This is a genomic window from Cognatishimia activa (assembly GCF_001458335.1).
GTDB lineage: Bacteria > Pseudomonadota > Alphaproteobacteria > Rhodobacterales > Rhodobacteraceae > Cognatishimia > Cognatishimia activa.
In genome coordinates this window covers 684,053-693,908 of the sequence record NZ_CYTO01000024.1, presented here as the reverse complement: position 1 = coordinate 693,908, position 9,856 = coordinate 684,053, and the positions used below count along the sequence as shown (strand labels likewise).

The 9,856-nt window shown below is 54.5% G+C and carries 12 protein-coding genes and 1 tRNA gene; 5 read left to right on the top strand and 8 right to left on the bottom strand.

From position 1 onward, the window contains the following. Positions 1–114 precede the first annotated feature (114 nt). Positions 115–1,029: an MBL fold metallo-hydrolase gene (locus TA5113_RS14465; protein ID WP_058316124.1), complete on the bottom strand. Its 915-nt coding sequence runs from the start codon at positions 1,027–1,029 to the stop codon at positions 115–117. Between the two features lie 40 nt (positions 1,030–1,069). Between TA5113_RS14465 and TA5113_RS14460 the strand changes: the two genes are divergently transcribed. Then, a complete protein-coding gene (locus TA5113_RS14460) occupies positions 1,070–2,383 on the top strand; it encodes an ATP-binding protein (RefSeq protein ID WP_058316125.1) in 1,314 nt (437 codons plus the stop codon). A 38-nt stretch (positions 2,384–2,421) separates the two neighbouring features. Here TA5113_RS14460 and TA5113_RS14455 read toward each other — a convergent pair. Then, a tRNA-Ile gene (locus TA5113_RS14455) sits at positions 2,422–2,498 on the bottom strand. 140 nt (positions 2,499–2,638) lie between these two features. Here TA5113_RS14455 and purM point away from each other — a divergent pair. The 3 genes from purM (at position 2,639) to rnd (ending at position 5,541) form a co-directional block, all read left to right on the top strand. After that, positions 2,639–3,697, top strand: coding sequence for a phosphoribosylformylglycinamidine cyclo-ligase (gene purM, locus TA5113_RS14450; protein ID WP_058316126.1), 1,059 nt, complete (start codon positions 2,639–2,641; stop codon positions 3,695–3,697). Further along, positions 3,694–4,287, top strand: a complete 594-nt coding sequence (gene purN, locus TA5113_RS14445) for a phosphoribosylglycinamide formyltransferase (RefSeq protein ID WP_082625945.1) — start codon at positions 3,694–3,696, stop codon at positions 4,285–4,287. The genes purM and purN overlap by 4 nt, the downstream gene beginning before the upstream one ends. Positions 4,288–4,380: 93 nt before the next feature. Then, entirely contained in the window at positions 4,381–5,541 is a 1,161-nt protein-coding gene (rnd, locus tag TA5113_RS14440) for a ribonuclease D (protein WP_058316175.1), read from the top strand. Between the two features lie 3 nt (positions 5,542–5,544). Here rnd and TA5113_RS14435 read toward each other — a convergent pair whose 3' ends face one another. Continuing rightward, the gene (locus TA5113_RS14435; RefSeq protein ID WP_058316176.1) at positions 5,545–6,066 is read right to left on the bottom strand and encodes a hypothetical protein; all 522 of its coding nucleotides are present in this window, start codon (positions 6,064–6,066) and stop codon (positions 5,545–5,547) included. Between the two features lie 125 nt (positions 6,067–6,191). Between TA5113_RS14435 and TA5113_RS14430 the strand changes: the two genes are divergently transcribed. Further along, entirely contained in the window at positions 6,192–6,599 is a 408-nt protein-coding gene (locus tag TA5113_RS14430; RefSeq protein WP_058316177.1) for a SufE family protein, read from the top strand. 53 nt (positions 6,600–6,652) lie between these two features. On the opposite strand, the gene TA5113_RS14425 is transcribed toward TA5113_RS14430, so the two are convergent. From TA5113_RS14425 to TA5113_RS14405, 5 genes are all read right to left on the bottom strand, one after another. Next, entirely contained in the window at positions 6,653–6,871 is a 219-nt protein-coding gene (locus TA5113_RS14425) for a ribbon-helix-helix domain-containing protein (protein WP_058316127.1), read from the bottom strand. Then, positions 6,868–7,047 (bottom strand): DUF4169 family protein, encoded by a 180-nt coding sequence (locus TA5113_RS14420; RefSeq protein ID WP_058316128.1) that lies wholly within the window; start codon positions 7,045–7,047, stop codon positions 6,868–6,870. The genes TA5113_RS14425 and TA5113_RS14420 overlap by 4 nt, the downstream gene beginning before the upstream one ends. Continuing rightward, a complete protein-coding gene (gene fumC / locus TA5113_RS14415; RefSeq protein WP_058316178.1) occupies positions 7,047–8,441 on the bottom strand; it encodes a class II fumarate hydratase in 1,395 nt (464 codons plus the stop codon). Before fumC ends, TA5113_RS14420 begins: the two co-directional genes overlap by 1 nt. A gap of 138 nt (positions 8,442–8,579) precedes the next feature. Beyond that, positions 8,580–9,137: a class I SAM-dependent methyltransferase gene (locus TA5113_RS14410; RefSeq protein WP_058316129.1), complete on the bottom strand. Its 558-nt coding sequence runs from the start codon at positions 9,135–9,137 to the stop codon at positions 8,580–8,582. Positions 9,138–9,278: 141 nt separating this feature from the next. After that, on the bottom strand, positions 9,279–9,812 hold the full coding sequence (locus tag TA5113_RS14405) for an SspB family protein (RefSeq protein ID WP_058316130.1): 534 nt from the start codon (positions 9,810–9,812) through the stop codon (positions 9,279–9,281). Positions 9,813–9,856: the final 44 nt, after the last annotated feature.

Sequence of the window (9,856 nt, the reverse complement as noted above, 5' to 3'; positions counted from 1 at the left end):
ACAGTCAACTGCTCTACCGCTGAGCTACGCCGGAACAACGAAGCACCGTATAGCTAACGAATATTTCTGCGTCCAGAGGGGCTGTTACATTTTTTTCGTTTTCCTGCGACTTTTTTAGGCCAGCGCGAATGTCGCTGAAATTTCAAGGCCTTGCTGTGCAACCACAAGCCCGCGCCCATGCAAATCCACCAGATGCGCAAGAACATTTCGCTCGGCAGCAGGTATTAGCTTTGGATTGACGTCCTGATAAATGGCGCGGGTGAGGGCGGGGATGTCGGCGCTGGCTTTCTTAAGTTCTGCCAGAATGTCGACCTCACGGGATTTTCGGTGGCTTATCAGCCAGTTCAACCGGTCATGAGGTGCGGTGATGGGTGCGCCATGCGCAGGATAGAAGGCTCGCCACTTCGTTTGGTTCAGGCGCTCGCAGGACGCCATAAAATCCGTCAGATCGCCGTCAGGGGGTGAAACAAGCGAGCTGGCCCAGCCCATAATGTGATCGCCGGTGAAACAAATATCGTCCATCGCGAGTGAGATATGGTTTCCCATATGGCCAGGTGTGTGAATCACGCGGAGGTTTTTGCCGTCAATATCAATAATGTCACCGTCTTTGACGATCTCATCCGGCGCAAAGGCTTCATCGACACCTTCGCCGCCACCGATCACCCCAGATTGCGCCAAAACGCGCATAGCAGCACTGCGGCCGCTAGAGGAATCTCCAAATGCAATCACCTTGGCACCGGTTTTTGCTGAAAGATCAGCAGCAAGCGGGGAATGATCGAGATGGCTATGGGTCACAACAATCTGCTTCAAGATCTGGTCCGGTGCCAGCGACTTCAGAATGGCCTCTAAATGCGGTTCTGAGCTGGGTCCCGGATCGATCACGGTGATCTCACGCTGGCCCAACAGAAACGTATTGGTGCCCCAATAGGTCATTGGCGACGGGTTCGGGGCAAGGATCATACGAACACCCGGTTCCAATTCCACCGGCACGCCAACCTTTGGCGCATTTTCGAGTTCTGCTGCAGACATCCTGTTTCCTTATTTGCCTGTTCACGGTTAGGTTTAGCCCATGACATTCGATTGGCTCAAACAATACGTGCCCAGAGGCCTTTATGGCCGCGCAGCACTGATCCTGATTCTTCCAGTTGTGACCTTACAGTTGGTCGTCTCAGTCGTCTTTATTCAACGCCATTTCGAAGGAGTGACCGCGCAGATGACGCGCAGCCTGTCCCATGAATTGCGATTGGTTTTGAAAGAGATCGATACAGCGCCTTCACAGAATGCCGCTCAGGAAGAGGTGAAGGACAAGTTGGCTGAGCTTGAAATCTCAGTCCGCTTTACCGAACAGGTTGAGGTCGCGTCTGAACGGCGCTGGTATGACTTCTCAGGCACAGTCGTCATGCGAGAGTTGTTCGCCGAGTTGCCGCAAGCCACCGCCATTCGGCTACCCAATGACGATGACACACTGGTCTATGTGGGAACGCGTTTTGGACCAGCAGAGCTGTCTTTTGATCGTCGCCGTGTTTCAGCCACCAACCCCCACCAGCTATTGGTGAATATGGTGTTCTTTGGTGGTCTTATGACCCTGATCGCCTTTGTATACTTGCGCAATCAACTGCGTCCGATCACGCGGCTGGCCGCGGCCGCACAGGCCTTTGGCCGAGGCAATACCGTGCCATACTCCCCAGCCGGTGCGCTCGAAGTCCGCGCCGCGGGGAACGCGTTCCTCGATATGCGTGCACGGATTGAACGTCAGATTGAACAACGCACCTTGATGCTCTCTGGTGTAAGCCATGACCTACGCACGCCACTGACGCGGATGCGCCTTGGGCTGTCCTTCCTTGACGATGCAGATCGCGTACCTCTTGAGCGCGATGTGGACGATATGCAGAGGATGCTGGATGAATTTCTGAGCTTTGCGCGGGGGGCGAGTGAGGTCACGCCGGAAGAGCTGGATTTCTGTCCTTTCTTTCACGAGATCGCCAAAGGTTTCACGACGCCAAACCGCGCTGTCAAAGTGACCGCTTGTGAAATCACGCAACCTTTGATGCTGAAGAAAATGGTAATGAAGCGCGCGATCGAGAATTTGGTCAATAACGCTCTGCGCTACGGATCAACCGTCGAGATGAGCGCCATCCAAATGAAGAAATCCGTCATTATTCGTGTCGAGGATGATGGTCCGGGCATCCCTGAAGCACAGCGCGAAGACGCCCTGAAACCTTTCAACCGCTTAGATGCGGCGCGTAATCAGGATCAGGGCAGTGGGGTCGGGCTTGGCCTGTCCATCGCAGCGGACGCAGCACGCGCTCATGGCGGGGTTTTGCGATTGGAAACAAGTGAAACGCTTGGCGGCCTTCAAGCGGATATCGTGATCGCGATTTAGGCGCGAAAACAGGGCAGTTACATGAAGAGGGTGGAATTTGGTAGGCCCGGCAGGACTTGAACCCGCAACCAAAGCGTTATGAGCGCTCTGCTCTAACCAATTGAGCTACAGGCCCACCGTGGCGACAAGTGCTAAGGTCATGCGTGGGGGTCGTCAAGCGGAATTGGCAGGCAAATTGCCGGGTTTTTTCACCCAACCGTTGCCCTTTCAGCGCCTATGGGTTAGGGGCGTCGCAACATCTATTAGGAGCCCCCCATGACCGCCCCACAAAACAACGGTAAGAACGGTATCACCTATGCGGATGCAGGTGTGGATATTGATGCAGGCAACGAACTTGTCGAGCGTATCAAGCCTGCTGCGAAGCGGACCACACGTTCTGGCGTAATGGCGGGTTTGGGCGGATTTGGCGCTCTGTTTGACCTGAAAGACGCGGGTTACAAAGATCCGATTTTGGTCGCAGCCACCGATGGTGTGGGCACCAAACTGCGTATCGCGATTGATACCGGCAATGTCGACGGCGTGGGCATCGATCTGGTCGCAATGTGCGTGAACGATCTGGTTTGTCAGGGCGCTGAGCCGCTGTTTTTCCTAGACTATTTCGCGACCGGCAAGCTCGAAACAGAAACCGCGGCCCGTATCATCGAAGGTATCGCAGAAGGCTGCTACCAATCTGGCTGCGCCTTGATCGGCGGTGAGACCGCGGAAATGCCTGGCATGTATGAAGCCGGTGATTTCGACCTCGCTGGCTTCTCTGTCGGTGCAATGGAACGCGGCGCTGATTTGCCTGCAGGCGTCAAAGAAGGCGACGTTTTGATTGGTCTTGCCTCTAACGGCATCCATTCCAATGGATATTCCTTGGTGCGCAAACTGGTCGAGGTGTCTGGTCTGAAATGGGAAGACGATTGCCCATGGGAAGAGGGCACACTGGGAGCATCCTTGCTGAAGCCAACACGCCTTTATGTGAAACAAGCGCTGGCAGCGGTGCGGGCAGGGGGCGTGCATGCGCTGGCTCATATCACCGGCGGTGGTCTGACCGAAAACCTGCCACGCGTTTTGCCGGAAGGTTTGGGTGCTGATGTGGACCTGAACGCGTGGGAATTGCCCGCCGTTTTCAAATGGCTGACCAAAACCGGCGGTATGGATGAAGCGGAAGCGCTAAAAACATTCAACTGCGGCATTGGCATGATTTTGGCGGTGGAAGCGGACCAAGCAGATGCGCTGACAGCTTTGCTGTCTGATGCTGGCGAGACAGTGTTCCGTCTGGGCACCGTGACCCAGGGCGAAGGTATGCGTTACACAGGCAACCTGCTGTGAAGAAACGCGTTGCGATTTTCATTTCAGGGGGCGGCTCTAACATGGTCCGCCTTGTTGAAGACATGCAGGCAGGTGGTCATGCGGCGGAACCGGTTCTGGTGCTGGCAAATGACGCCGACGCCGGAGGCTTGAAAAAGGCCCGAGACATGGGAATTGCGACGGCCTCCGTGGATCACCGTCCCTTCAAAGGGGATCGTGAAGCCTTTCAGACGGCCCTGAATGAACAACTGGACGCGGTACAGCCTGATATCCTGTGCCTTGCAGGTTTTATGCGTGTGCTGACAGAAAGCTTTGTCGCCCCATGGGAGGGGCGCATGCTGAATATCCACCCATCATTGCTGCCCAAATACAAAGGCCTGCACACCCATGCGCGCGCCTTGGAAGCGGGCGACAAGGAACACGGTTGCACAGTGCATTTGGTCACACCGAAGCTCGACGATGGCCCCATGCTGGGCCAAGCCACGGTGCCAGTGCTTGAGGATGACACACCAGACAGCCTTGCAGCGCGCGTTCTCGTGCAAGAACACAAGCTATACCCTGCTGTTTTGCGAAATTTTGCGGCTGGAAACAGTGATTTCATCTCGCTCTAATACCTGACCGCAGGGCATTCGTTGCATTTTAACGAATTTGCTCGTAAGCCTTATATGGGGCCACAAGAAATTAAGAACGAAGACAGCCGCTTTATGAAAACACTGACAACGACGGAAGAATTGGCGCAATTCTGCAAAGAGGCGCGTCAGCATCCTTATGTCACCATCGACACGGAATTCCTGCGCGAACGGACCTATTATTCCAAGCTATGCTTGGTGCAATTGGCCTACCCGGGTGAGGGTGATGAAAACGCGGTGTTGGTGGATCCGTTGGTGGATGGCTTGTCGCTCGAGCCGCTTTACGAGCTCTTCCGCGACACCAATGTGGTCAAGGTATTCCACGCCGCCCGTCAGGATCTTGAGATCTTTTTCATCGAGGCTGGCGTCTTTCCTGACCCGCTCTTTGATACGCAAGTGGCAGCCATGGTTTGTGGCTTTGGTGAGCAGGTTGGCTATGAAACCTTGGTCCGTAAGATCGCGCGCCAAGGGCTTGATAAATCGAGCCGTTTCACAGATTGGTCCCGCCGTCCATTGACCGATGCGCAGAAGAAATACGCGCTTGGTGACGTAACACATTTGCGCAAAATTTATGAGTTTCTTGCCGAGAAGCTGGAAGAGACCGGCCGCGCCCGTTGGGTGAAAGAAGAGCTGACGGTTTTGACCAGCCCAGAAACTTATATTCTGGATCCAGAGGACGCGTGGAAGCGCGTTAAGACCCGAACAACAACGCCGAAATTCCTTGCCATCGTGCGTGAGTTGGCAAAGTTCCGGGAGCGCTTGGCGCAAAGCCGGAATATCCCGCGCAATCGCGTTTATAAAGATGATGCGTTGATCGAGCTGGCATCCACCAAACCGCAAACCCCGCAGGATCTGGGGCGGTCGCGCCTTTTGCTGCGCGAGGCGCGTAAGGGAGAGATTGCTGAGGGTATTCTTGCGGCGATCAAGGCCGGTATTGAATGCCCGCCAGCGGACATGCCCAAAGTGAAGAAAGCCAAGGATAGCCAGCAGGTGAACCCGGCGCTTGCCGATCTGTTGCGCGTGCTTTTGAAGTCCAAGACCGAACGCTCTGGCGTCGCTAGCAAACTGATCGCCAACGCTGCAGAGCTCGACGCGATTGCGTCTGGCGAGCGCGATGTGCCGTCCCTGAAGGGGTGGCGCCGTGAGGTGTTTGGTGAAGACGCACTGCGTCTATGTGACGGTCAGATCGCTCTGTCCGCCAAAGGCAGCAATATCAAGATTATTCAGCTGAGCTAAGCTTTAACGGCGACGCACCTGCATTGCGTTGGATTGCCCAACGATGCGGATTGTGCGCACCCCGGTGAGGTCCTGTTCCGTCCGGAAGCGTGCCACATTGATTTCGCGAGACCGTGCAGGGCCTTGGCGGAAACCTTCTGGCTGGATCGCTTCCAGGCGATATGTCAGAACGCCGTCGACCGGCAACTCTTGGTCATTCTCAGGCGTTAGGCGCACTTCAAACGCCCCTTGGGTCTGAGCGGTGCCCAAAACGCGGATAATGGCTCCTCCAGAGACCCGTTCGACCTTCACGTCATTGATCACCAAAACAGGAACGCCGGGGTAGACATCGTCTCCGACGCGACGCTGGAAGATGCTTTCACGGCGCTGCGGGATCAGAGGGTTAATCTCTTTCTCATCTTGAGGGACATCGACCCGTTCTGCGCGCCCGAACCAGTTAAACGGATTAAGGCGCGAGTCGGCCACGCGGCCGCAGCTGGTCAGTGCAATGGAAGAAACCAACAGTATCCCAAGTGTCTTGCGCATCATTTGCCCCAATTTGCTTTGCATATGGGTTAACGCATCAAATGGGCTTTGAAAAGCCGCAAGGCAGGTCTGGACCTTTTTGAATGAGCGCACTAGGTCAAAGGGACACCGAAGAGGACGCGCAGATGGCCACGGAAGCCTTTGAAGAAATCGTTGAAGACTTTGAATTCATAGACGATTGGGAAGATCGCTATCGCTATGTGATTGACCAAGGCAAAGCGATGGATCCATTAGATGATGCTTTGAAAGTGCCGGCCACCAAAGTGGATGGTTGCGCAAGTCAGGTATGGCTGCACCCAACCATCGAAAACGGTGTTCTGACCTTTGATGGCGACAGCGATGCGATGATTGTCCGTGGGCTGATCGCGGTACTGCGTAAGTTGTTTAACGGGCTCAGCTTGGCAGAGGTATTGGCTGTGGACGCCCGGGCAGAGCTTGAGCGTCTGGGGCTCAATGAACACCTGTCTTCGCAGCGCTCCAATGGCGTGCGTGCGATGATTGAACGGGTGCGTTTGGTGGCGTCAGAGGGTTGATTGGCGCTTTGCGCCAAGCCTGCGGCGCGAGTATTTTTGCAAAGAAGAAGCGCTTATGAGGCGTTCCTGAAGTGGTGGAGCACGTAGAGGCGTATGGCACTGGCGAGTCCTGTATCGAGGTCACGCTCTGCATCAATTTTTGCCGCTAGAACATTGATTGGAAGGTTTTTTTCTGCAGCAATATCGCGAAAGGCTTTCCAGAAATCATCTTCCAAAGACACGCTGGTGCGGTGCCCTTTGAGAGTAAGGGAGCGTTTGACCGGGCGGCTCAACGGTCGTCTCGCTTCACACCATCAAGGCGGCGCTTTTCGATGTCTGAGAGCTTTTCTTCTGCGTCTTTTTGCGCTTTGGTGCGCCCAAACTTCGCAGCGTTCTGATCAGCGCGGGCCTTTTTTTCGGCCCGCGCTTTTTCTTTTCGAAACCGGTTCAGATTGACCGGTTCTGCCATCAGGCTTTTGGACCGATCATCTGCTCAGGGCGCACAACCGCATCAAAGGTTGCCTCATCTACAAAGCCAAGCGCGATGGCTTCTTCTTTCAGAGTGGTGCCGTTTTTATGAGCTGTCTTCGCAACTTTGGTCGCGTTGTCATAGCCAATGGTTGGCGCAAGCGCTGTCACCAGCATGAGGCTTTCTTTCATCAGCTTGTCGATGCGCGGCTCATTGGCTTGAATGCCGTTCAGCATACGCTCGGTGAAGCTGTCCGCCACATCACCCAGAAGCTGCATGGATTGCAGAAGGTTGTAGGACATCATTGGGTTATAGACGTTCAGCTCAAAGTGACCCTGAGAGCCTGCGAATGTCATCGCCGCGTTGTTACCCATCACATGTGCCGCAACTTGGGTCATCGCTTCGGCCTGTGTTGGGTTCACCTTGCCCGGCATGATGGAAGAGCCCGGCTCGTTTTCAGGCAGGATCAATTCGCCCAGACCAGAACGCGGGCCAGAGCCCAGGAAGCGGATGTCGTTGGCAATCTTGTACATGGAGCCGGCAACGGTTGCCAAAGCGCCGGACATGAAGACCATGGCGTCATGCGCTGCCAGAGCTTCGAATTTGTTCGGAGCGGTCACGAAAGGCAGGCCTGTGATTTCAGCCATATTCGCCGCAACGGTTTCGCCCCAGCCCGGTTGTGTATTGAGGCCGGTGCCAACGGCAGTCCCACCTTGCGCCAGCTCGTAAATGCCGGGCAGGGCCGCTTCAACGCGTGCGATGCCCTGACGGATCTGATGCGCATAGCCACCGAATTCTTGGCCCAATGTCAGCGGTGTCGCGTCTTGGGTGTGGGTTCGGCCGATTTTGATGATGTCTTTGAATTCTTCAGACTTCGCTTCCAAACCTTCTGCCAGTTTGGTCAGACCCGGCAGCAGCACGTCACGAACCGTCATCGCCGCCGCAATATGCATCGCCGTCGGGAACGTATCGTTAGAGGACTGACCCATATTGCAGTGGTCATTTGGGTGCACAGGGTCTTTGGAACCAATCACGCCACCAAGGATTTCAATCGCGCGGTTCGCGATGACCTCGTTTGAGTTCATGTTGGACTGCGTACCGGAACCGGTCTGCCAAACCACCAGCGGGAAGTTGTCGTCAAACTTGCCCTCAAACACTTCGCCCGCCGCCTGGATGACCGCATCTGCGATTTTCGCGTCCAGCTTGCCGTTTTCTTTGTTGGCCATGGCGCAGGCTTTTTTGATCACACCAAGTGCGCGTACGATTGGAACCGGCTGCTTTTCCCAACCGATTGGGAAGTTCATGATCGAACGTTGTGTCTGTGCGCCCCAATATTTGTCTGTTGGGACTTCCAGCGGGCCAAAGCTGTCGGTTTCGGTACGGGTGTCGGTCATCGGGTCCTCCGGAAACTTGATTTTGCCAATGTCATAACGTCGATCTGACAATATGCAATGCTGTATACCATTGAATACCGCAAGTTTGCGATAACACTTGGCCCAGATCAGCCAACACCCGATTGAAAGGAGGAGATTCTACTGAAAGGCACGCCTAAATCGGTAAACCCGAGCCGGTGGCAGATTGAACCAAGAGGTTCCCAGCTTTTCAACGCTGACCCCAAGTTCTGCCTGCATATTGGGCGAGATGGGAGACTTGGTGCTGTAGGTGAACTGGGTGAAGAACCCATCCGGTGCCATGACCTGAAGCGCACGACCAACGATGTCGCGCTGCAAATTGGGGCGTGACAGGATGGCTATCCCGGAAATCACAGCACCAATATCCGTAAGACCAATATCCTGAATATCCTGTGCCGGTCGATTAAGGACATTCACGCCCGGGAATTTCTCACGCAGATTTTCGCAGAACTTTTCGTTCATCTCCAACAGCGTCAAACGCTCGGGCGCGACACCAGCTTCCAAGATCGCCCGAGTGAAGCTTCCGGTACCCGGTCCAACTTCAACAATCGGCCCCTTTGTATGTTCCAAACCCTTGGTCATCAGTCGCGCTGTTGCCGCACTGGACGGCGCAATCGCTACAACTTGGGTGGGACGACGAACCATTTCGCCAAGGAAAAGGGCGATATCATTGGCCATAGGTAGTTTCCTTCGGGATAATCGGCAGTAATATGGGTACACAAAGTGAACCCCAGAACCGGTTATCCCGCAAGGTATTTGGCTATTTTTTCATGAAAGCGTCATAGAGATCAGCGCTTTATCGCCAAAAGACATGATCCACTAGGTCTTGCGGAAACTGTCCAAGCTCACAACATCTGCGTCTTTCTTTTCACCTGGCGCAGTGTCGCTGAGTTTTTCTTCGATCTTGTCTTTTAAGCTCTCAGAGATTTTCTCTGATACGTCTTCGACGATCGGCTCAACAGGCGCGAGCTCTTCGACGTCATCCTCATCATCATCAGATTCTTGCGTCTCAAACCGCAAACCAAACTCTACCGATGGATCAACGAATGTTTTGATCGCGTCATATGGGATGTAAAGCGGCTCTGGTGCATCTCCGAAGTTGAGAGTGACCGCAAAGCCTTCTTCGGTGACAGTCAGATTGTCAAACCAGTGCTGCATCACCACGGTCATTTCGCCGGGATAGCGATCAGACAGCCAATCGGCGATCTGCACATCAGGGTGTTGCGTGTCAAAGGTGATGAAGAAGTGATGCTCGCCCGGCAAACCATTGTCGCGCACGTCTTCAAGGACCTCTTGGATCAGCCCTCTCATAGCCCGATGCATCAGGTTGCCATAATCAATCGTCGCGGTCATCGAAAACCCTATTTCTTCGTCTTTCCGTCAGCATAAAAGATTCG

Excerpts from the sequence above, each read along its gene's own strand:
- TA5113_RS14465 (WP_058316124.1), bottom strand. The coding sequence starts at position 1,029 with ATGTCTGCAGCAGAACTCGAAAATGCGCCAAAGGTTGGCGTGCCGGTG.
- TA5113_RS14460 (WP_058316125.1), top strand. The coding sequence starts at position 1,070 with ATGACATTCGATTGGCTCAAACAATACGTGCCCAGAGGCCTTTATGGC.
- purM (WP_058316126.1), top strand. The coding sequence starts at position 2,639 with ATGACCGCCCCACAAAACAACGGTAAGAACGGTATCACCTATGCGGAT.
- rnd (WP_058316175.1), top strand. The coding sequence starts at position 4,381 with ATGAAAACACTGACAACGACGGAAGAATTGGCGCAATTCTGCAAAGAG.
- TA5113_RS14435 (WP_058316176.1), bottom strand. The coding sequence starts at position 6,066 with ATGCGCAAGACACTTGGGATACTGTTGGTTTCTTCCATTGCACTGACC.
- TA5113_RS14430 (WP_058316177.1), top strand. The coding sequence starts at position 6,192 with ATGGCCACGGAAGCCTTTGAAGAAATCGTTGAAGACTTTGAATTCATA.
- TA5113_RS14420 (WP_058316128.1), bottom strand. The coding sequence starts at position 7,047 with ATGGCAGAACCGGTCAATCTGAACCGGTTTCGAAAAGAAAAAGCGCGG.
- fumC (WP_058316178.1), bottom strand. The coding sequence starts at position 8,441 with ATGACCGACACCCGTACCGAAACCGACAGCTTTGGCCCGCTGGAAGTC.
- TA5113_RS14410 (WP_058316129.1), bottom strand. The coding sequence starts at position 9,137 with ATGGCCAATGATATCGCCCTTTTCCTTGGCGAAATGGTTCGTCGTCCC.
- TA5113_RS14405 (WP_058316130.1), bottom strand. The coding sequence starts at position 9,812 with ATGACCGCGACGATTGATTATGGCAACCTGATGCATCGGGCTATGAGA.